Consider the following 20,627-nt stretch of genomic DNA (forward strand, 5'->3'; position numbering starts at 1 on the left):
CAAGTAATGCATGTCATACTTGGCTCTTTCTTCTTTTTACTTGGCTCTTTCTAAGCTTTCCACTTGATATTGCAACCCATACTTGGTTTCTGTATCTCTTCCTGAGGGGCGCCCGCCAGAAGATTTTCAAAAGCGATAATTAAATCTTCACCGGTAACTTCTTTTTGATTTCCCGGTCTGGAATCATCCATCTGTCCGCGGTAAATTAAATCTAATTTTTCATCAAAAAAGAAAAAATCCGGCGTGCAGGCTGCATCGTATGCTTTTGCAATCGCTTGACTTTCATCATATAAATACGGGAAATCAAATTTTCTTTCCACCTGAAATTCAACCATTTTTTCCGGGGAATCAGTTGGATATTTTTCTGCGTCGTTGGCATTGATAGCGATAAATTCAATTCCCTGTTCCTGATAATCTTCGTACAGTTCAGTTAATTTATCGATCACGTGAAGCACAAACGGACAATGGTTACACATGAAAAAAACAAGTGTTCCTTTTTCGCCTTTTAAATCTTCCAAAGACTGCATTTCGTTGCTTTGGGAAGGATTCGGAAGTTCAAAGAAAGGTGCTTTGGTTCCGAGTGCGAGCATATTTGAAGGTGTATTTGCCATGATGATTTGTTGATGAGTTAATGTGATAAAATGATGATACAAATATAATGATAAACTACGGCAAAGAAAGAAACAATGTTCAAATTAACAAATTATCGCATCACCGCATTTAAAATAGATAAGGATTCTTCCACCGGATTTTCAAAATTCACCCAGTTGATATTTTCTTCTTTCCGATACCAGGTCAGTTGGCGTTTTGCAAAGCGTCGGGAATTTTTCTTGATTTCTTCCAACGCAAAATCCAAAGTCCATGTTCCGTCGAAATAGTTGAAAAGTTCGGAATAGCCAACGGTTTGCAAGGCCAGGTTGTTTTTAAAAGGAATTAAAGATTCTGCTTCTTTTAATAATCCGTTTTCTACCATCAGATCTACGCGCTGATTTATTCTCTCATAAATGACTTCCCGCGGTGCCTGTAATCCGATTCTGATGACTTCAAAATCCCGTTGGTTCATTTGGGCAGAAATATTTTCGGTGTACGTTTTTCCCGTTTGCCAGATAATATCGATTGCCCTGAAAAGTCTTCTCGGATTGTCTTTATCTACTTTATCGAAATAGCCTGGATCCAGATTTTGTAAGATATTTTGCAGTTTTTCGATGCCGTCTTCTTCTAATAGCTGTTCCAGTTTTCGCTGGTTTTCTTCGTTGGCTTCGGGTAAATCGTGAAGTCCTTCGATGACGGCTTTTTCGTACATCATGCTTCCGCCAACCAAAACAACGACATTGTGTTTCTGAAAAAGTTCGCCGGTTTTTTGAATGGCGTCTTTCTCGAACTGTCCGATGGAATAATAATCCTGTACGGAAAGATTTCCAATAAAATGGTGGGGAACTTCGGCCAACTCTTCTTTTGAAGGCGTCGCAGTTCCGATATTCATTTCTTTGAAAAACTGTCGGGAATCACAGGAAATAATTTCGGTCCCGAAATGTTTGGCGATTTCGATGGCGAGTTTTGTTTTGCCGATGCCGGTTGTGCCGATAATAGAGATGAGTTTTTTCACACTGCAAATTTCCTGATTTTTTTTGAATAATAAATTTATAATCCTGAATTTAAAATCTGCAGCATTTGACTGTTTTTTCTCCCGCCGATTTTGCGGAGTGGTATTTGCGAAAAAACGTGAAGTACGTGCTTTTTTTATGAATTAAATTGGAAAATATAACATTAAGGTATTAAGGTAAATTAAGATTTTTGTAATGATTAATGATATCATACTGTGGTCTTAATGAATTCTTAATGCCTTAATTTTTAAAATAATTCCCTTTTGGTTGAAGCTTCTCTTACTGATTTCTGAAAATAATTTTGATTTTTCATCTTTTTTGTTTTTATAATAACAAACTGTCTGAAGTTTTAGCCCCGATGGAAGTGGAAATCCTTTTTCCGACGAAGGAGAAAAAAGATTGTAACGGACAGCGGGACTGGTTTTGTAAGAAGCGAAAATCTTGTTGCTCCTCATAAAAATAACCGTTCTTTTGCAAGAACGGTTACGTATTTAATTTTTAATATTATCCGATGACTTCGGCTTCCTCAATCATCGAATCGTCGGACTGTCGGGCGGCTTCCCAGGCAATGAACTTCTCAGCTTCTTTCACCAATAATGGAATAGCAAACGCAAGCAAAGCCAAATCATCGAAAACGCCGATAACCGGTATCCAGTCTGGGATAATGTCGATGGGGGAGATGAGGTAAAGCAGCACCAATCCCGGTAAAATGACGTCTTTGAAATGCGGTTTGTAACCTCCTTTTTTAGTTGCAGATTTTATCATCCGAATGATTACAGGAATTTTGGAAATGAATCCTTTATGTTTAAATGCTTCTTTGGCCAACTGAATTTTTGATACTTTCATTGTGTATTTTGATTTTTAAAACGCTATCTAATTCGCAAAATCCATACCACCATTTCGTAAATTTTGTTAAAATTACTGCGTGACATTATCGATGAAATCATTAGTTGACTTGGAGTTCCAGTCTTTGGATCCGTCTTCTTTCAGAAGAATTCGTCCGTTTTTATCCAGTAGAAAAGTGGTCGGGAAGACTTTTGGCAATACGTGACTGGTAATCGGGCTTTCAGCGATATAAACCGGTGCGGTATAATTATTTTTCTTCATAAAGGCGATCACATCCTCCTCTTTGTCCTGCATTGCAATCAGCACGAAATCGATTTTGTCTTTTCTGGCCAGATACAGTTTTTCGATGGTAGGCCATTCTTCGCGACACGGCGGACACCAGGTTCCCCAGAAATTAAGCAGGACGAGTTTATTGCCCTTCAAACTCTTAAGATTAATATCGGGAACGTTTATTCCTTTGAGCTGGATGTCGTAATCTTGATCGTTTAAAGTGATTGCGTTTTCGATCGCTGCAATCGGGAAAAAAAGATCTTTCAGTTTTAATTTCACCGAAGGGAAAAGATAAAGTACGGCCAAAAATGCCATAGCCAAAATAAAAAATGCGTTTTTCTTCAAAAATTTCATGCGTGGTTTTTATATTAAATATTACAGCAAAGATATAATTTCTTCAATTGCATCTTTGCCACGGTTTTTCGCATAATAAATCTGCAGGTCATTGTAGAAATCTTCTCTTGGATAAGTTTCCGGGTTTTCTTTGAATTTTTTCAGAAGGTCATTTCCGAATTGTGGCCTTGGCCCCCAATCTGCTTTTACAGAAAAATCATCATTCACGATAATTATTTTGGGAATCGACTGTGTTCCGTTGGTCAGGAATTGGTCGATCAGGGAGAGATCGGTATCTCTTAAGAAAATTCTCACCTCGATTCCGGCTGCCTCGAAAAATTTGGAAACCGCTGGCACAGTAGCGCTTGCGTCGCCACACCACGGTTCTGAAATAATTAAAATTTTACCGTTAAAGTTTTTCGGTTCTAATTGCTGAAGGTGTTCAGCATCAACTTTATAGGTCTTAACTGTGCGGTTGGTTCTTTGTAAACCTAACTCATAATACTCCTGGTATTCATCGTTTTTGTTGGGGTTGTTGTGGAAGCGCTCTTCTGCGATTTTCAGATACTCATCGAAAGTGATGGCGTTTTGCCAGTAATTTTTCATTCTTTTTTTTATTTATACAAATTTCAGTATTAAACTTTTATTATAAGGTGATCTAAATCACATTAAACAAATTTTAACGGTAAATTAACCCAGATAACTTAGATGATTTTAATTAGTTGTTAAATGAGGATAGAAATGGAGCTTTATTTTAAGTTTAACCATCTCCATATTTGCGGAGTTTATTGATCAGGAACAGATCCGCCAAAACGAATGCTGCCAGATTCTCCACAATAGGAACGGCTCTTGGTAAAACACAAGGGTCGTGTCTTCCTTTTCCTTCTACGGTAATTGGATTTCCATCGCTGTCAAAACTTTCTTGCGGACGTAAAATAGTCGCTATAGGTTTGAAAGCGACGCGGAAATAAATGTCCATTCCATTGGAAATTCCACCTTGGATCCCGCCTGAGAGATTGGTTTTGGTGGTGAAATCTTCATTGAACAAATCGTTGTGTTCTTTGCCGGTCATCTTTGCACCGCAAAATCCACTTCCGTATTCGAATCCTTTGCAGGCATTGATATTGAGCATTGCTTTTGCCAGCTCTGCCTGAAGTTTTCCAAAAACAGGTTCACCGATTCCGATGGGTAAATTCTTGATCACGCACGTAATTGTGCCGCCGATGGTATTTCCTTCTTTTTTAATTTCCTTGATTTTAGCAATCATTTTTTCTGCAGTTTCTGTATCAGGGCAGCGAACGTCATTGGATTCGGTTTTAGAAAAATCTAAATCCTGATAAGGTTTTTCACAGAAAATGTCTCCGACAGAAGAAACATAAGCGTTGATCTCTACATTTTTTGGGAGAATCTGTTTTGCCATACTTCCGGCCACCACCCAATTGACGGTTTCACGGGCAGAAGATTTTCCGCCACCGCGATAATCCCGGATTCCGAATTTTTGGTCATAGGTGAAATCGGCGTGACTTGGCCGGTAAGATTTCGAAATATGATCATAGTCTTTCGATTTCTGATTTTCGTTTTCAATCATAAAACCGATGGGAGTTCCCGTTGTTTTTCCATCAAAAATACCGGACAGAAACGTTACCGTGTCGCTTTCTTTCCGTTGGGTTACAATCGAACTTTGACCCGGTTTCCGACGGTCCAGCTGGTGTTGAACTTCTTCTAAATTAATGGGTAAGCCGGCGGGAAAATTGGTGAGAATGCCGCCGTACGCTGCGCCGTGACTTTCGCCAAAGGTAGAGAGCGTGAGAAAATTTCCTAAATTGAACATAAGACAAAGTTACTTATTAGTTGTGAATTTTTTTGCCACAAATTCACGAATGTTTTTTAATGAACTAACCTCATCATATTTGTGAGGCAGAATTCGAGTTTCGTAGAGTTCGGGAGTATATTTTTTTATACAGTTATATTTTATTTTAATCCTCTTTTGCAGGAATTGCTTCTGAATATTCTTTCAGAATTTCAGCAATTTTCATCTTTTCTTCGTCTGAAATTTTACGCCAGACAAAACCCTCTTTTAAAGTTTTTCCTTTGAGCTGAGGGAAAATCCCGGCATCCAAATCTTCCTGAATGAATTGAGGAGTAATTGTCGGGATTGGAGTGTCGAAACTGAAGAAATATCCGTCAACAACATTGAATTTGAGATTGCCGATTTGATGGGTTTTGTATTTATTTAATTCAAAAGAAGAAGGTTTTATAAATTGATTTTTATTAAAACCCGTCATGAAATTTCCGAGTTTGAAACTGGGAATATAGGTTTGAGGCAGATTTGGAAAAGATAGAAATCCGGCAATAAAGATTGATAGTCCGGTAAAGAAAATGAGTGAAAATTTTCTCGGAATAACCTGATAAAAAACAACGAAGAACATCACAAAAAACAGATCAAAGAAAAATCGGTATTGAGCGGAGAATAATAGTACTAAAACACTTTTTATTAAAATAGAAATAAAGAGGATCCAAATTAATTTTGTCTTCCTGATCATTGCAAAAACAAAAAATGCTGTTAAACTTAAAACAAATAAAAGATGGATTTTACTTTTTATTCCATTTAAAAACAACCAGTTTCTGACATGATCCAATCTTGAAAACCGCTGGATTTCGCCGTAGGAGTATTGCATGTCGTAGGTTTTCAGAAGTGCTACTTTGGAGGAGTTTTCCAAAAGTTCATCATTAAGTTTCCATGAAAATCCAAGGTCAAGGAATTGAACCGGGAAAATGGGAAATCCGAAAGTCCAGATATTTTTAAAAAAGAAAAGAAATAAAATGGCTGTCCCACCGAGAAGGAATCTGTAATTGTTTCTTACAATAAAGAAATTATAAAAAAAAACAAAAATAGGCAGCCACATCATGGTCGGTTTTATGGCCAATACGAAAACGGAAATTGCGAATAGAAATCCTGCGTTTTTATTGGAATTAAAAACTTCATTTAAAATAATCAATGAGAAAACGATTGCGGGTAAATCCGGTGAAGGCGATTGGATAAAAAGAAACAGAAAAGGTAAAAACAGCAAATGGATCCATGATTTTTTTTCTAAAATGTAGATTAGATAAACAATCATTACTAATGCATTTAATCTTAAATAAGGATCCGAAAAATTGGAAAATCCAGCCTGGAAAATATGCCAGAAAGAACTCTGTCCTAAAAGTAAATCGAGATTTGAGATTCCTTGCACCAAACCAACTTCTGCAAGCCATTTTATGGTCGGAACATAATAACCGAAGTGGTCTAAAATAAACGGATAATAAGACCCGAAGAAAATAATCACTGCTGAAATACCCGAAGATAAAATGAAATTCCGGGTGATGAAATTCCAGAAATCCAGATACATTTTAAAATAGAAAAAAGCAGAGAGTCCAATAACTAAAGTCCCTGTTTCTACATAAATATTCAGCGGAATAAAACAGGCAAGAATTGTCCAGGTGACGGTCGTAAAGAAAATACCTGCAAGAATTTGCAAGGCAATTCCTGCAGAAAAATCTCCGAAAATGTTTTTGAAAAATGCTCCTAAACCCGCCATCGCCGGAAGCAGCAAAATCACCATCAGTAGAATATACAGCATAAAAAAAGATTGCTTAAAAATAAGCAATCTTTTTATACTGTCAATTTGAAATTTTTAATTTCTCGGCTGTACGCGACCGTCTTTTCTGTCGCCTGCTCTACCGATGGTGTAACCGGTTGCCCCACCTACAACACCGCCAATAACTGCACCCAGGCCACGGTTTTTCTTACTGATAATCGCTCCGGCAGCGGCTCCACCTACGGTACCGATAATGGTTCCTTTAGCGGCTTTGCTCATTCCCTGTTTTTGAGCGGTTTGATTTGTTCCCTGTGAAACTCCTGAATTGGAGCCAGACGAGGCACTTTGTCTCGGCGTGTTATTCACATAAACCGTTTTGGTTTCTCTGATCACCTGCGGTTTTGGTTGTGCCGCGATGGCTGCTTTTCTTTCTGCAATACTATCGGCTTTCTTTTGAGTTTCGTACGCGATTTTCTCTTTTTCAATCGCTAATTTTTGTTGCTCAATTTCCAGCTGTCTCTGTTGGAATTCTATTTTCTGTTGATCTAATGATTTTTCAACTACCGTGTTTTCTTTTTTACACGCCGTCAACATAAGTGCTGCAGTTACTCCTGTTAAAAAGATATTTTTTAAAGTAAAGTTCTTTCTATTTGCTTGGGGTATTGAATGAGTTGATTTCATAATGATAAATTTTAATACGGTTTGATAAGTAGATTAGCGGCTAATCTTTCTTTATATGCTAACGCCAAAAAGAGAACCAATCTTATGTTAATGAATTGTTAAAGTTTTTGAAAAAAATACTAATCAATGGAATTCCTTGGTGCAGAGCGGTAATCCTGGCTTGTGATTTTTCAATTATTTTTTTTAAAATTGAAATTTTTAAACTGTTGTTTAAAACTGTAGGTATTTCCGTTTAAATGATAAGTGGGAATTTCACCGGAAAGGTTCACGAAGATTTATTTACAAACCCTACTTTCACCCATTTCTTTAAATTCAGAAATGAGAGGTTTAAAAGCGTAGAGCTTCGGCCGGATAATTCCCAATAATCACACCAAAAAAGAAAAACCCTAAAAATCTCACTAGCAGATTAATAGGGTTTTAGAGGTTCCTAGCGGATTCGAACCGCTGTAGATGGTGTTGCAGACCACTGCCTAACCACTCGGCCAAAGAACCATTTGGGTTTGCAAATATAGGACTTTTTATTTTTCAGAGAAAATTTTATTGAAGATTTTCTTTCATCCCCAGACTTTCGATCTCATTTTGCATGTTTCTGGCCCTGTATAATCTTTAGCTTTAACCACCCGCGTATTCGACCAGTTGTCGTGCCAGCCGCTATTTCCTAAAAATGAAAGCTGATCAAACGGAACTGCGCGCGCAAAATTTCTTTTGAGCAAATCATCAGTCGTCAGATCACTTCCATCGGTTTTTACCACTTTAGTTCCGGTGATTAATTTCCCCAAACTTCTGCCATTACTGAATTTTTCTACCAAAAACATAATCAATCCGTAAACTAAAAGGGTTCCCACGCGGTCAACCAAAGGATTGATATTGGTAATGTCATCTATCGCTTCTTCCATCTCGGTGCCGTTGACAAGGTATTGTGCAAAGACGAACAGGAATGCCAGCATCCAAATCATCACGACTGAAAAACCAAAATCGATAATGTAATTGACAAAGCGGTATCCTTTATCTGCTTTATTTCTCTCTACAACTTGTAAAACTCTTGCCATATTTAATTAATTAATTTTAATGAATCACATTCCCTTTACGGAAACTTCCAACTGTGCCTGTATATCGATCACTGCGGTAATTCCGAGAGGATTGAGGATAATACTCGAAGGTGTCAGTTTAACAGCTTTTCCCTTCATCATCAGTCCTTTGTAATATTCTTTATTAAAGGTTTCTTCGATGCTTTTTCTGGAAGAATCTTCAAGTTCCGCGGTCGGGATTCCGTATTGTTCTTGAATCATTTTCACGATTTTTCCCTGAAATAAAAGTGTTGCGGTTTTATATAAAATGTTTTTCGTTTTCAGTTTGAACTTCGTGTCAGACAAAACGATTTTTCTTCTGAATTCATTATAAACAGGAATTCCGGTGATATAGGAAATACCTTCGATTGTTCCTTCTGTGTGTGCTTCGATGATGATTCGGTCATTTTCTCCGTAAACTTTAACGGAAGTAATTTTCACTTTTGATTTTCCTTCTTTAAAATCAAATTCTTTACCTGAAAATAATTTTTCTGCAATCGCGGTTGCTTCCGTAAACGGAATATTAACGGTGGTCTGTAACAGAAAATTGTTTGGGAGTTGCGGTACCGGATTAAAATTGGCAATGCTGCTTATCAACGGTGAAGAAGGCGGTTTCGTGCCTGTAAAAGTTTCAGAATACACATCAATTCCGATATGGGTGTCAATACGGTTTCCATGAAAGGTAAGTGGCGTAATATTGACGCTTACAGGGCTGATTTTCAACCAGGTATTATATTCTTCCGAAATTTCAAAAGGTTCCGAAAATTGATTCCACGCCATGATGGCATATTGCTGAAAGTTTAACTGATCCAGCATCATTTCGTCGATGGTTTTGCAGAAGTCGGCTTGCTGTTTTTTCAAACTCGATTCTACTAATGAAGTGATTGGCACTTTAATTCTTCCAAAATCAAGAACTGGTTTTGTGATCCATTTAAAACCCATGGGCGAAGTTTTGGTCGCCATTTTCCAGTTACTATTAAAGGTGAGTTGGGTGTTGAAATACATCACCGTTTCAAAAGTGGTGTTTTGGTAATGATAAATCCCCAAGGTTCCGATTCCTTTTTCGGCCCATATTTTTAAAGGAACTTCGATCAGCAGATTCTGTTGTGTTCCGCCAACCAGTCGGATTGGTCTCGTTTTCCAGACTTTTACTTTGAACTGGTCGTTGTCATTATCGGTATAGGAATCATCCTGAAAAATCAGGGCAGGCAAAGAGTTATTAATTATATTCCCAATTTCCGACAGCGGAATTTTCACCGGCATGGTAACCGATGATTTGATTTTTGGGAAATTGTAAACGGGAACTGAAGAATACGCGATGGTTTGCTGCGAAAATATTTTCGGAGCCAGAAGTAGAATCATCAGAATGAGAAAGCTTCGCATTTTTACGTTTTCAGTGAAACGCAAATTTGCATAAAATTTGGATACGTACAGAATAAATATTTTAGAGCCTGTGTAAATTTATTTTAAAAACCACAAAAGACGCAAAAGTGATATTTTTTTAATTGTTTCAAAGATCAAAAAAGAGAAGTGTCCTAAAAAAGCTGTCTTTTTTGCTCTTTTGGAGATTTTATTTTTAGATTTTCTTTTGTGTCTTTAGCAGTTTAATTCTTTTTAAACAAACTCTGAATGAATGTCTTTTTTTCTATTAAAGAGATTGGTTCTTTGAATAATTTTCAGGCTAAAAATTTAATTCTATTCCTTATCTTATCGCAATGAAAAAATTTGAAATTTCTGTACTGGATCTAGCACCAGTCAAACAAAATAAAACCATTCACGACACTTTCAATGACAGTCTGGATTTAGCAAGAGCCGTCGAGAAATTAGATTATAAAAGATTCTGGCTGGCGGAACATCATAATATGGCAAGCATTGCGAGTTCTGCAACATCTGTCTTAATAGGGTTTATCGCCAATGGAACCACAAAAATCAGAGTGGGTTCCGGAGGCATTATGTTGCCCAATCACAGTTCGCTGGTTATTGCAGAGCAATTCGGCACCCTGGAAAGTTTATTCCCAAACAGAATTGATCTCGGCGTGGGAAGAGCACCGGGAACTGACGGTATTACCGCAAAAGCTTTGGGCAGAAATCCGATGAATATTAATCAGCATTTCCCACAGCAGATTCAGGAGTTGCAAAGGTATTTTTCGGTGGAAAATTCAGAAAGTTTGGTGAGAGCGATTCCGGGTGAAGGTTGCGATATTCCCATTTATATTTTGGGATCCAGTACAGACAGCGCGTGGCTGGCGGCAGAGATGGGTTTGCCTTACGCCTTTGCCGGACACTTTGCGCCTCAGATGATGGAAACCGCTTTTGAAATTTATCATCAGAATTATCAACCGAGCAAAGAATTCCCGCAACCTTATACCATCGCCTGTGTCAATGGCATTGCGGCAGAAACAGATGAGGAAGCGAAAAAACTCTCTACAACACTTTATCAGGCATTTGTCAATTTGATTCGAAATGACAGAAAACCGTATGCGCCGCCTGTGGATGATATGGATGAAATCTGGAATCCTATGGAAAAAGCCCACGTCATGCAAATGTTGCACTATAGCTTTACCGGCGGTGAAGAAACCATAAAAAACCAGATGTCACAGTTTCAGAAAAGATTTCAGGTGAATGAACTGATGATTACTTCTCATATTTATGAGCATGAAGCCCGTTTAAAATCATACGGAATTATCAGAAAGGCGACTGATGCATTGAATGCCGGGCTGTAAATGTTTCTTTTTTTGCGGATTGACGCGGGCAAAATTATCATGCATGACAAGTCTGCGCTGAAACAGTTGAAACCGGAATTGAAATTGGTGTCCAAACCTGCGTCCCAGCTTGAACGGAGCTCTTTATTAGATTTTTTCGGGAAGGGAAAAGCAAGGCGGAAATCCCAAAAAAAGCGCGAGTCCTTCGACAAGCTCAGGATAAATCCAGACGGGAAAAGACGCCCAAATAAGAATTGTCGATTGCCATAAATCTAACTATCTTTGCAAAAATCTAAAAGTAAAATGTCAGATATTCAACTTAATACGATTCCTGAAGCGATTGAGGATCTAAAAAACGGAAAAATAATCATCGTAGTTGATGATGAAAACCGGGAAAATGAGGGAGATTTTCTTTCTGCGGCAGAATTAACTACGCCGGAAATTATCAATTTTATGACCATTCACGGTCGCGGTTTGATTTGTACGCCACTTCCTGAAAAACGTTGCGACGAACTTGGTCTCGATATTATGGTTACACGGAGCAGCGATCCAAAGGAAACAGCTTTTACGGTTTCTGTGGATTTGTTGGGAGATGGAGTTTCTACCGGAATTTCTGCCAGCGACCGAAGTAAAACGATTTTAGCTTTAATGGACGAAAATACCAAACCGACAGATTTTATGCGTCCGGGACATATTTTTCCACTGAGAGCAAAAAAAGGAGGCGTGCTGAAAAGAGCTGGTCATACCGAAGCGGCGATCGATTTAACCAAATTAGCCGGCCTGCAGGAAGGAGGGGTGATTTGCGAAATTATGAATGATGACGGTTCTATGGCAAGACTTCCCGAATTATATGAACTGGCGAAAAAACACGATTTGAAACTGGTCTCTATTGAGGATTTAATTCAATATCAGTTAAGAAAAGGGGATTTAATCGAGCGTCTGGAAGAAAGAAAAGTGAAAACATTCTACGGCGATTTTGATTTCTACGCTTTTAAAGAAACGAGTACGGATCAAATTCACTTTGCTTTAACGAAAGGGAAATGGTCAGAAAACGAGCCGATTTTGGTAAGGGTTCAGGCTTCGAATTCTTATTTCGATGTTTTGAGCAGATTGACGACGGGCGAAAAACCGTTGCTTGAAAAAGTAACTAAAATGATTAATGACGAAGGGAAAGGGGCGATAATTTTCATTAATAATGTCTCAAATTCTGAAAATACGATGCGCAAACTGCAGCAGTTTTTAGATTTTCAGGACGGTCAGGAAAAACGTCCGACTTTGGCTTCCAACTTTCATGATTACGGAATCGGAACGCAGATTTTAAAAAACTTAGGGATTAATAAATTCCGTGTCATTTCCCAGAATGTTAACCAAAAACCTTTGGTAGGCGGTTACGATGTGGAAGTGACAGAAATGGTTGAGTTATAATAAGAGCCAAGTAAAAAGGTAAAAGAGCCAAGTAGGCAGTACATATTTTGGGCAATTTTTTTTGCCAACGCTAAACCCTTTCGGCCTTCTAAAGGCGGAAAGGGTTTTCTTTTTAATCAGCAAATCAACAGATCACCACATCAACAGATTATCACCTCGCTAAAAATTGTTATCTTCGTTTCAATGAAATACTTATCCTCTTTCTTTTTCGTATTCAGTGCATTTTTCTTTGCACAGGATATCCGCAGCGTTCAATTGTTTAATCCGCAGACCAATGATGAAACGCCGGTCATTGGTTTTAATGAACAGTTGATTTTACGTTTCGACGATTTATCGAATTCCAGTACGATTTATCGGTATACTTTGAAACATTTCGACCGGAACTGGAATGATGACGGCTTATTTTTTACCGAGTATGCCACCGGAAGTTTAAACGGAATGATTGATCAGTTTCAGTATTCGTTCAATACCTTGCAGGCGTACACCAATTATACATTAACGATTCCGAACGATAAAATTCAGCCCAAAATCTCCGGGAATTTTGAACTCGTTGTTTATCAGGATTCAGTCAGCAAGCCATTGTTTACCAAAAGATTTTGTGTGGTTGAAGATGGTGCTAACCTGGCTTTGAATATTTCCCGAATTTCTGACGCGGGAAAACCGCAGATCAATCAAAGAGTTGAAGTACAGGCAATCGGCAACGGTTCAGTAATGAATTCCAATCTGAATTCTTTGACTTTAAATGTCATCCAAAATAATAATTGGGATATGGGAGTTTACAATCAAAAACAAAGTTCCTCTCTGGGAAATAAAATTCTTTTTCAACAGATGAATTTAGCGTTTCCCGGAAATAATGAGTTTTATTATTTCGATAACAAGAATATGAACCAGCCGTTCGATATGGTTGCGCAGTCAGAAAATGTCAATGGAATAAATTATACCTATTTGCATTCTGTGTGGGCGTTTCCGATGAATTATCAATACCAGCCGGATGTGAACGGTGCTTTTTATTTCCGCAGAAATGATTTGGGTATTGAAAGAAATGCGGATCGGGAAGCGGACTATTCCTGGGTGTATTTTGCTTTGGATTCCGAAAAAAGCAATAAAGAGATTTATGTAGTTGGCGGTTTTAATGATTTTAAAGCAAGCAAAGAAAATCAAATGTTCTATGATGAAACCGCGAAAAAATACATCGCAAAAATTTATTTGAAACAGGGATTCTACAATTATATTTTAGCCACCAAAAACGCTGATGGATCTTTAAATCTGGGTGAAATTAACGGTAATTTCTGGCAGACAGAAAACCTCTATCAGGCCTTTTTGTATTACCAGCCTTTTGGTAGGAACTATGATGGATTGCTGGGTTACGGCGAGTTTAGAACGCCTTTGAGATAAGTTTTATTTTGATATCCTCTCTGTGGAAACAATAATCCTTTACAAATCGCAATCCTCAAAAAAAATGCCTTTATCTTTCCAATAAGGATTTTTTGTTTTGATTAATGGAACTTCAAACTTTCCAATATTTTCTAAAATTTTATCATAAGATTTCTGCGTTTTCGGATAAAAAACCAAAGCATCATCTTCATCAAATTTGGATTGAGGTTTTTCTTCATCCTGTATAAATTCCAAATGCCAATTTTCACCTTTAGTACATGACAAAAAAAGTAAACCACAAAAGGCACAAAAGTTTTTACCATTTAGAAGATTAAAAAATTTCGTGTTAAAGTTTAAAGAAGGTTAATGCAAAAGCGCTTTACTTATTTGAACTTTAAAAGGAGTGTTTTTATACTTTCCCCTTTTGTTACTTTTGTGGTTGGAAAATTCAATAATAATTTTTTGTCATGTAGTAATTTTTTTTATACCAGATAAAACTCATGCAATCTTTCCTCACACAAAGTTTTCACCACCTCAATCCAGCGGTCTTCATCATTTAAACAGGGAATATAATGGTAGTTTTCACCGCCGCCATGCATAAACTGTTCTTTACCTTCTACGGAAATTTCCTCTAAAGTTTCCAGACAATCTGAAACAAAAGCCGGACAAACAATCGCCAGATTTTTAATTCCTTTTTTGCCTAAATTTTCCAGAGTTTCATCGGTGTACGGTTCCATCCATTTGTCATTTCCCAAACGGGACTGGAAGGTGACCAGAACTTTTTCTTTCGGTAAATTGAGTTTCTTAATCACTTCTTCCGTTACCTTAAAACACTGATGTCTGTAGCAAAACTGATGACTCGGATTGCTGTCTCGGGAACAACAGTCGTTTAAATTACAGGTTTTGGTTGGGTCTGTTTTAAAAATATGTCTTTCCGGAACACCGTGATAAGAGAATTGTAACGCATCAAATGTTTCCGGTAATTTCTCGCGGATACTTTCTGCTAAACAATCAATGTAAATTTCACGGTTATAGAACGGTTGAACGTAATTGATTTTAATATTGGGGAAATGCTTCTTACGAACATCTTCTGCTTTTTCAACCACTGTTTCCGTCGTGCTCATCGCATATTGCGGATAGAGCGGGAAGAGTACGACTTCAGTAACGCCCTGTTCGGTCAGTTTTCGGATTCCTGTTTCGATGCTTGGTTCGGCGTATCGCATTCCGATTTCTACGGGAACATCAACCAACTTTTGCAGTTTTTTCTGAATTCTTTCCGTGATGAAAATTAACGGTGAACCTTCTTCAGTCCAAACGGTTTCATAAGCGGCAGCCGATTTTTTCGGTCGGGTATTCAAAATGATTCCGCGCACCAATAAAGTCCGGAAAAACCAACGGTAATCGATGACTTTTTCATCCATTAAAAATTCGTCGAGATATTCTTTTACATCTTCAACTTTCGTCGATTTGGGCGAACCGAGATTCACCAATAAAATTCCTTTTTTAGACAAAATATTTATTTTTTTTTATAAACCACAAAAGTCACAAAAGTTTCCTATAAAGATGGAATTGACTTCGTTTTAAAGTGAAAATAATTTATAGCAACTTACTGTAATGCTCATTTACAAGCGTTTCCTGTCCTTCGTGGTATATGTTTTTTACATTAAAATTAATTAAAATTCCTTTTGGAACTTTTAAAATAGCCATGTAATTCAAAAGTTTTGCCCGATGTATGTCATCAAAGCTTTTTACCGATTTTATTTCTAACACGATAATGTCCTCAATTAAAAAATCACATTTGTAGTCGCAATTCAATTTCTTGCTTTTGTAGAAGATTTCTGTTTGCAGTTCCGATTTATAATTTATTCCCCTTAAAGTAAATTCTTCTTTTAATGCTTCATGATAAACCTTTTCTAACAAGCCTGGACCTAAGATTTTGTGGACTTCTATACAAGCCCCATTTATTTTATAGGTTAAGTCTGTAAGATAAGATTGCGTTATCATTATTTGAACTATAAAAAGTTTTAAAGATACTTAAAGAATAAAACTTTTGTGACTTTTGTGGTTAATTACTTAACCATTAACCGCTTCCACGTTTTCTACCAATTCCGGTAAAAACTGTTTCAGAACATTTTCAATTCCTCCTTTCAAAGTGGCGGTCGAACTTGGGCAACCCGAGCAGGCTCCCTGCAACAGCATTTTAGCGGTTTTCGTGTCTGCGTCATATTCCATTAATGAAATCTTCCCACCATCGCCTTCCACGGCTGGCGCAATATATTCATTTAAAATATCAGAAATTTTCTGTTCGTCTTCATTGTATTCTCTGTTCATGATGCCGGCTGCCGGGCTTTCATGTTTCTGCGGAGTTGCATTAGAAATGACACCTCCGTTCTGAAGATAATCAGCCACAAATGCTCTTACTGCAACCATTACCTCATGCCATTCTACGGAAACATTTTTGGTAACTGCCACGAAATTATCAGAGATGAAAACTTCTTTAGCAAAATCATATTCATCGAAAATCGCTTTAGCTAAAGGAATGTCACCAGCTTCTCCGCGGGATTTCACTTCGATGAAACCGTCCATTAATGCTTTGTTAGAAACGAATTTCATCACCATTGGATTGGGAGTCATTTCTGCATAAACAAGATATTCATCATTTTTTTTCTGAAGATAAATTCGGGGATTTGCCGCCAATTCATCCTGAATCACACTTTTTAGAGGATCAACGAGATTTTCCCAGTCGATACCATCCTGTTTTGCGACAGCGATAAAATTGGCGGTGATGAAAACTCTTTCTACGAATGGATATTTGAAAAGTTCCTGGGCTAAAGGGATTTCTGCGATATCAGAATTGCGGTCGAGTTCCAGAGAACCGGGAATTAAGTTGTAATCGGCTACAAACTTCATTACTTTTGGGTTTTCTGTGGGCTCTATAATAATTGGTCTCATTTTAATTTCTTAAATTTGAGTACAAAAATACGGATAACAATTTAGATTTCATCATGCAGGTTTTAGACGCTGTCAATGAGTAATATCAGTTGTTATTGAAAACCATCGGGGATTAATTAAATTGCAACAGAAAATTACTTCAGCACTTTAAATCAATTAGCACATTATCAAATTAACAAAATTAACATGGCACTTATAAAAGAACTTTTAGGAAAAACTCCACAAATCGGAGAAAACACTTTTTTGGCAGAAACAGCAACCATCATTGGCGATGTCACTATGGGTAAAGAATGCAGTGTCTGGTATAACGCCGTTATTCGTGGCGATGTGAATTACATTAAAATGGGTGATAAAGTTAATGTTCAGGACAACGTGATGTTGCACTGCACGTATGAAAAATTCCCGCTGATCATTGGAGATAATGTGTCGATTGGTCACAACGCAATCGTTCATGGCTGCACGATTCACGACAATGTTTTGATCGGAATGGGCGCCATTGTGATGGACGATTGCTTGGTCGAAAGCAACTCGATTATTGGCGCAGGTTCGGTGGTCACCCAGGGAACGCATATTAAATCCGGTGAAGTTTGGGCAGGCGCCCCGGCACGGAAAATCAAAGATATGTCGGCAGAATTATTGGAAGGTGAAGTCAACAGAATCGCTAACAATTATGTGAAATATTCTTCCTGGTATAAAGAAGTTGTTCTTTAATAACCATAACAGGGAAGTTGATTATTCAGCTTCCTTTTCTTTTTCTGAATGGTTTCCAGTCAAAACAGCTTTTCCGTTTTCGCAGCGAATTTCCGCAGGAGGAAGAACCATTACGCAATCTGACATGAGGCCATATTTGAGATTGAAAGCACTTTGCATCGAAGTGAATTGGGTTACTTTCGGTAAAATTTGATCTTCCAGTTTAACGGGATAAGCGATATAAGAACTTGGTCCACCACACGCTTTCGAACCAATGGCAGTAAATTTCCAATCTTTTGCATCCGCACATTTTTCAGTGCTGATCAGGGAATCTATTTCTTTGATGAGGTTTTTCATTTCAATCTGGTCTGCCTGCTGTGAAAAATGATCTTCCGGTTTCAGCGCAATATCTTTAGGCAAGGTCTCCACGTCTGTCACTCTTTTTTTGGACGAGCATGAGACTAAGGATAAAAGTGAAATGGTAATAATCAATAGATGTTTCATTGTAAATGTTTTTTTTCTGCTTTACAAAAATACAGTCTTTTTTGCAATGTTAAAGGAGCAGTGGGATTATCGGAGTTCAAATGTATTAAAATTCAATTTTTTCCTCTTAAAAAGGCTTTTTTTTATGGTATTCAATTTGTCATTTTTAAATGAAATTCGTGTATTAGTGGCTAAAAACCAGATGCACCGATTTCCACTATGGTAATTGCATTCAATTTTCTTAAATTTGACCGATGGACGAATCTCTCTTTAATTTAGCCGAACATACGAACCGCAGTATTTTTTTAACAGGGAAAGCCGGGACGGGAAAAACGACTTTTCTGAACGAGTTTGTAAAGAAAACCAAGAAGAAACACATTGTCGTAGCGCCAACCGGGATCGCTGCGATCAATGCTGGTGGCGTTACGATTCACTCCATGTTCGGACTTCCATTGAGAACTTTTATTCCGACGACCGACCGGATCGACAGCAATTTGGGAAACAATATTTCCGATTTGATGCAGCATTTCAAATACCGAAAAGACAAACTCAAATTGTTGCGCGAAATAGAAATTATCATCATTGATGAGGTTTCCATGCTGCGTGCCGATGTTTTGGATATGATGGATTTTTCGCTGAGATTCGTTCGCAGGAATCAGCAGAAATTCGGGGGCGTTCAGATGTTGTTTATTGGCGATCTGTACCAGCTTCCGCCGGTGGTTCGCGATGAACATTTTTTAGGCAAGTATTATAAATCGCCTTTTTTCTTCGAAAGTTATGCCTTGAAGGAAATGCCTTTAATCACCATCGAACTGACGACCGTTTACCGGCAGACCGACGAAAAGTTTTTGGATATTCTGAATGATATCCGCGATGGGGCAGTGGGTGATATCGATTTCGAAACATTGAATGAAAGATATGTTCCCGATTTCGAACCGACCGATGAACCTTACGTTTATCTGACTTCACACAACAGAATGGCCGACGAAATCAACCAGAAAAAACTGACCGAACTGAAAGGAAAACCTTTTATATACCGTGCAGATATTATTGGGAATTTTAATGAAAATCAATATCCCAACGAAGAAGAACTGCAGTTGAAAGTAGGTGCCCAGGTCATGTTTATCCGAAACGATGCGAGCGGTGAAAAAAGATATTTCAACGGAAAACTCGCCGAAGTAATGGGTTTGGATGAGAAAGAAATTACCGTGCTTATCGATGGTGACAATGAAGTTTTTAAGATAAAAAAAGAAACCTGGGAACAGAAAAGATATGGTTTGGATGCCGATAAAAATATTACGGAAGATGTGTTGGGGAGTTTCCAGCAATATCCGATTCGCCTTGCCTGGGCCGTGACCATTCATAAATCGCAAGGTTTAACTTTTGACCGTTTGATTATCGATGCCGGAAAATCTTTCGCTTCCGGACAGGTTTATGTAGCGCTTTCGCGGTGCCGGACTTTAGAGGGAATTGTGTTAAAGTCTAAAATCACACCGAATGTTATTTTCGCCGACCGCAGGGTTTCGAAGTTTCAGGATGAAACGAACGCCAATGAAAAAGTTGAAGAGATTCTTCAGGCTGAAAAATATGATTACAGCATCAAAAAAGTGATCAGCAGTTTAGACTGTTTGTGGTTCAAACATTCCCTGGAGAAATGGTTTCAAACCACCAAAACCAGCAAAGCACTTGATAAAAACAAAGCCACTTTTTTGTACCAAAGCATTAAACCGAAGATTGAAAACTTTGGGAACGTTTACCAGAAGTTTGAGAAAATAATGGTTCAGAAAACCCATAAATTCATCAATGGTGATGAGGAATGGAGCGAAATAGAAACCAAAGCAAAAGGAGCGGTGAATTTCTTTTTTACGAAAGTAAATATAGAAGTTTTTCAGCCGTTGCTCGATTTTTATTCTGACAACAAAGGAACCAAAGGGCTCAAAGAATACAACGAAGATTTTCGGGTTGTTCTGGATGATTTGGAAGATTATCTGAATGATCTGAAAAAAGTGTATTTATTGCAAGCGCCCCTTTTCAATACCGAAAATAATATCACCATTTCAACGAAAGTTGCCAAAATCCCTTCTCATATCCTGACCTTCCAGTTATTTGAAGAAGGCAAAACCATTCCTGAAATCGCCAAAGAAAGAGGGTTGGTCACCGAAACTATTTTCGGTCATCTGGCCAAATTCGCCGAGCAGGGATTATTGGATTTATCCAGAATTTTTGATAAAGATAAAATCAAAACTTTTGAAAAGGAGTTCAGGAACAATTCCTACGAAACCTTAAACGATTGGAAAAAAGCATTGCCGAACGATTTTGAATTCAATGAAATCCGTTTGCTGCTGAATCACTTTACCCACAAGAAATCTAAGTAAGAAGTTAAACCACAAAAGTCACAAAAGTTTTATTGTTACTCAAGAAAATATAATTCTTCTGAAAAGTTTACAAAATTTTCAATGAATTTTATAGTGATTTTCACCATTAACATTTAATGAAGAAATTAAGTTCATTTAGAATTCCTTCGCACAAATCTTCATGCACTTTTCAGCAGCTTAAAAACTTCAACACAAGTTTGTGACTGTGTGGTTGAAAAAATAATTTACAGCAACTTTTGCGAACTTT

At 37.7% G+C, this 20,627-nt stretch carries 20 protein-coding genes and 1 tRNA gene; 5 read left to right on the forward strand and 16 right to left on the reverse strand.

Annotated elements, in window-relative coordinates; translation table 11 throughout:
- Positions 1-50 precede the first annotated feature (50 nt).
- The 11 genes from NBC122_RS07305 to NBC122_RS07355 all read right to left on the reverse strand — a co-directional run bounded on the left by NBC122_RS07305 (position 51) and on the right by NBC122_RS07355 (position 9,762).
- A complete protein-coding gene (locus NBC122_RS07305; RefSeq protein WP_133439744.1) occupies positions 51-611 on the reverse strand; it encodes a thioredoxin family protein in 561 nt (186 codons plus the stop codon).
- Between the two features lie 92 nt (positions 612-703).
- Entirely contained in the window at positions 704-1,606 is a 903-nt protein-coding gene (gene miaA, locus NBC122_RS07310; protein WP_133439745.1) for a tRNA (adenosine(37)-N6)-dimethylallyltransferase MiaA, read from the reverse strand.
- A gap of 502 nt (positions 1,607-2,108) precedes the next feature.
- Positions 2,109-2,450 (reverse strand): YkvA family protein, encoded by a 342-nt coding sequence (locus NBC122_RS07315; protein ID WP_133439746.1) that lies wholly within the window; start codon positions 2,448-2,450, stop codon positions 2,109-2,111.
- 72 nt (positions 2,451-2,522) lie between these two features.
- Positions 2,523-3,074 (reverse strand): TlpA family protein disulfide reductase, encoded by a 552-nt coding sequence (locus NBC122_RS07320; protein WP_133439747.1) that lies wholly within the window; start codon positions 3,072-3,074, stop codon positions 2,523-2,525.
- A 21-nt stretch (positions 3,075-3,095) separates the two neighbouring features.
- Positions 3,096-3,659 (reverse strand): thioredoxin family protein, encoded by a 564-nt coding sequence (locus tag NBC122_RS07325; RefSeq protein ID WP_133439748.1) that lies wholly within the window; start codon positions 3,657-3,659, stop codon positions 3,096-3,098.
- 154 nt (positions 3,660-3,813) lie between these two features.
- Positions 3,814-4,884 carry a chorismate synthase gene (aroC, locus tag NBC122_RS07330; RefSeq protein ID WP_133439749.1) on the reverse strand — a complete coding sequence of 357 codons (1,071 nt, stop codon included), beginning with the start codon at positions 4,882-4,884 and terminating at the stop codon, positions 3,814-3,816.
- 145 nt (positions 4,885-5,029) lie between these two features.
- Positions 5,030-6,673, reverse strand: coding sequence for an LIC_10190 family membrane protein (locus NBC122_RS07335; RefSeq protein ID WP_133439750.1), 1,644 nt, complete (start codon positions 6,671-6,673; stop codon positions 5,030-5,032).
- A 54-nt stretch (positions 6,674-6,727) separates the two neighbouring features.
- Positions 6,728-7,312 carry a YMGG-like glycine zipper-containing protein gene (locus NBC122_RS07340; RefSeq protein ID WP_133439751.1) on the reverse strand — a complete coding sequence of 195 codons (585 nt, stop codon included), beginning with the start codon at positions 7,310-7,312 and terminating at the stop codon, positions 6,728-6,730.
- Positions 7,313-7,733: 421 nt separating this feature from the next.
- Positions 7,734-7,804 (reverse strand) — tRNA-Cys (locus NBC122_RS07345).
- A 62-nt stretch (positions 7,805-7,866) separates the two neighbouring features.
- Positions 7,867-8,361: an RDD family protein gene (locus tag NBC122_RS07350; protein ID WP_133439752.1), complete on the reverse strand. Its 495-nt coding sequence runs from the start codon at positions 8,359-8,361 to the stop codon at positions 7,867-7,869.
- A 24-nt stretch (positions 8,362-8,385) separates the two neighbouring features.
- Positions 8,386-9,762, reverse strand: a complete 1,377-nt coding sequence (locus tag NBC122_RS07355) for a DUF4403 family protein (RefSeq protein WP_133439753.1) — start codon at positions 9,760-9,762, stop codon at positions 8,386-8,388.
- A gap of 332 nt (positions 9,763-10,094) precedes the next feature.
- Between NBC122_RS07355 and NBC122_RS07360 the strand changes: the two genes are divergently transcribed.
- The 3 genes from NBC122_RS07360 (at position 10,095) to NBC122_RS07370 (ending at position 13,901) form a co-directional block, all read left to right on the forward strand.
- Complete coding sequence (locus NBC122_RS07360; protein WP_185145755.1) at positions 10,095-11,102, forward strand: LLM class flavin-dependent oxidoreductase; 1,008 nt, start codon at positions 10,095-10,097, stop codon at positions 11,100-11,102.
- 282 nt (positions 11,103-11,384) lie between these two features.
- Entirely contained in the window at positions 11,385-12,506 is a 1,122-nt protein-coding gene (ribB, locus tag NBC122_RS07365; RefSeq protein ID WP_133439755.1) for a 3,4-dihydroxy-2-butanone-4-phosphate synthase, read from the forward strand.
- Positions 12,507-12,689: 183 nt separating this feature from the next.
- Entirely contained in the window at positions 12,690-13,901 is a 1,212-nt protein-coding gene (locus tag NBC122_RS07370) for a type IX secretion system plug protein (protein WP_133439756.1), read from the forward strand.
- Between the two features lie 39 nt (positions 13,902-13,940).
- Here the strand turns inward: NBC122_RS07370 and NBC122_RS07375 are convergent, their stop codons facing one another.
- The 4 genes from NBC122_RS07375 to NBC122_RS07390 form a co-directional block, all read right to left on the reverse strand.
- A complete protein-coding gene (locus NBC122_RS07375; protein WP_133439757.1) occupies positions 13,941-14,135 on the reverse strand; it encodes a hypothetical protein in 195 nt (64 codons plus the stop codon).
- Positions 14,136-14,362: 227 nt separating this feature from the next.
- On the reverse strand, positions 14,363-15,391 hold the full coding sequence (hemH, locus tag NBC122_RS07380; protein ID WP_133439758.1) for a ferrochelatase: 1,029 nt from the start codon (positions 15,389-15,391) through the stop codon (positions 14,363-14,365).
- Between the two features lie 85 nt (positions 15,392-15,476).
- Positions 15,477-15,884 (reverse strand): GxxExxY protein, encoded by a 408-nt coding sequence (locus NBC122_RS07385; RefSeq protein WP_133439759.1) that lies wholly within the window; start codon positions 15,882-15,884, stop codon positions 15,477-15,479.
- 69 nt (positions 15,885-15,953) lie between these two features.
- Complete coding sequence (locus NBC122_RS07390) at positions 15,954-16,832, reverse strand: NifU family protein (protein ID WP_133439760.1); 879 nt, start codon at positions 16,830-16,832, stop codon at positions 15,954-15,956.
- A 186-nt stretch (positions 16,833-17,018) separates the two neighbouring features.
- Here NBC122_RS07390 and NBC122_RS07395 point away from each other — a divergent pair, with 186 nt between their 5' ends.
- The gene (locus tag NBC122_RS07395) at positions 17,019-17,543 is read left to right on the forward strand and encodes a gamma carbonic anhydrase family protein (RefSeq protein WP_133439761.1); all 525 of its coding nucleotides are present in this window, start codon (positions 17,019-17,021) and stop codon (positions 17,541-17,543) included.
- A 21-nt stretch (positions 17,544-17,564) separates the two neighbouring features.
- Here the strand turns inward: NBC122_RS07395 and NBC122_RS07400 are convergent, their stop codons facing one another.
- The gene (locus NBC122_RS07400) at positions 17,565-18,026 is read right to left on the reverse strand and encodes a hypothetical protein (RefSeq protein ID WP_133439762.1); all 462 of its coding nucleotides are present in this window, start codon (positions 18,024-18,026) and stop codon (positions 17,565-17,567) included.
- 233 nt (positions 18,027-18,259) lie between these two features.
- Here NBC122_RS07400 and NBC122_RS07405 point away from each other — a divergent pair, with 233 nt between their 5' ends.
- The gene (locus tag NBC122_RS07405; protein WP_133439763.1) at positions 18,260-20,380 is read left to right on the forward strand and encodes a helix-turn-helix domain-containing protein; all 2,121 of its coding nucleotides are present in this window, start codon (positions 18,260-18,262) and stop codon (positions 20,378-20,380) included.
- The last annotated feature ends 247 nt before the right edge of the window (positions 20,381-20,627 follow it).

It is taken from the genome of Chryseobacterium salivictor, from assembly GCF_004359195.1.
Taxonomy (GTDB): Bacteria; Bacteroidota; Bacteroidia; order Flavobacteriales; family Weeksellaceae; genus Kaistella; species Kaistella salivictor.

What these genes read in the sequence shown, in the direction of transcription:
- ribB (WP_133439755.1), top strand. Translation starts at nt 11,385, where the DNA reads ATGTCAGATATTCAACTTAATACGATTCCTGAAGCGATTGAGGATCTA.
- NBC122_RS07390 (WP_133439760.1), bottom strand. Translation starts at nt 16,832, where the DNA reads ATGAGACCAATTATTATAGAGCCCACAGAAAACCCAAAAGTAATGAAG.
- NBC122_RS07355 (WP_133439753.1), bottom strand. Translation starts at nt 9,762, where the DNA reads ATGCGAAGCTTTCTCATTCTGATGATTCTACTTCTGGCTCCGAAAATA.
- NBC122_RS07405 (WP_133439763.1), top strand. Translation starts at nt 18,260, where the DNA reads ATGGACGAATCTCTCTTTAATTTAGCCGAACATACGAACCGCAGTATT.
- NBC122_RS07315 (WP_133439746.1), bottom strand. Translation starts at nt 2,450, where the DNA reads ATGAAAGTATCAAAAATTCAGTTGGCCAAAGAAGCATTTAAACATAAA.
- NBC122_RS07370 (WP_133439756.1), top strand. Translation starts at nt 12,690, where the DNA reads ATGAAATACTTATCCTCTTTCTTTTTCGTATTCAGTGCATTTTTCTTT.
- NBC122_RS07320 (WP_133439747.1), bottom strand. Translation starts at nt 3,074, where the DNA reads ATGAAATTTTTGAAGAAAAACGCATTTTTTATTTTGGCTATGGCATTT.
- NBC122_RS07350 (WP_133439752.1), bottom strand. Translation starts at nt 8,361, where the DNA reads ATGGCAAGAGTTTTACAAGTTGTAGAGAGAAATAAAGCAGATAAAGGA.
- aroC (WP_133439749.1), bottom strand. Translation starts at nt 4,884, where the DNA reads ATGTTCAATTTAGGAAATTTTCTCACGCTCTCTACCTTTGGCGAAAGT.
- NBC122_RS07360 (WP_185145755.1), top strand. Translation starts at nt 10,095, where the DNA reads ATGAAAAAATTTGAAATTTCTGTACTGGATCTAGCACCAGTCAAACAA.
- NBC122_RS07335 (WP_133439750.1), bottom strand. Translation starts at nt 6,673, where the DNA reads ATGCTGTATATTCTACTGATGGTGATTTTGCTGCTTCCGGCGATGGCG.
- NBC122_RS07400 (WP_133439762.1), bottom strand. Translation starts at nt 18,026, where the DNA reads ATGAAACATCTATTGATTATTACCATTTCACTTTTATCCTTAGTCTCA.
- NBC122_RS07305 (WP_133439744.1), bottom strand. Translation starts at nt 611, where the DNA reads ATGGCAAATACACCTTCAAATATGCTCGCACTCGGAACCAAAGCACCT.
- NBC122_RS07395 (WP_133439761.1), top strand. Translation starts at nt 17,019, where the DNA reads ATGGCACTTATAAAAGAACTTTTAGGAAAAACTCCACAAATCGGAGAA.
- NBC122_RS07385 (WP_133439759.1), bottom strand. Translation starts at nt 15,884, where the DNA reads ATGATAACGCAATCTTATCTTACAGACTTAACCTATAAAATAAATGGG.
- NBC122_RS07340 (WP_133439751.1), bottom strand. Translation starts at nt 7,312, where the DNA reads ATGAAATCAACTCATTCAATACCCCAAGCAAATAGAAAGAACTTTACT.
- NBC122_RS07325 (WP_133439748.1), bottom strand. Translation starts at nt 3,659, where the DNA reads ATGAAAAATTACTGGCAAAACGCCATCACTTTCGATGAGTATCTGAAA.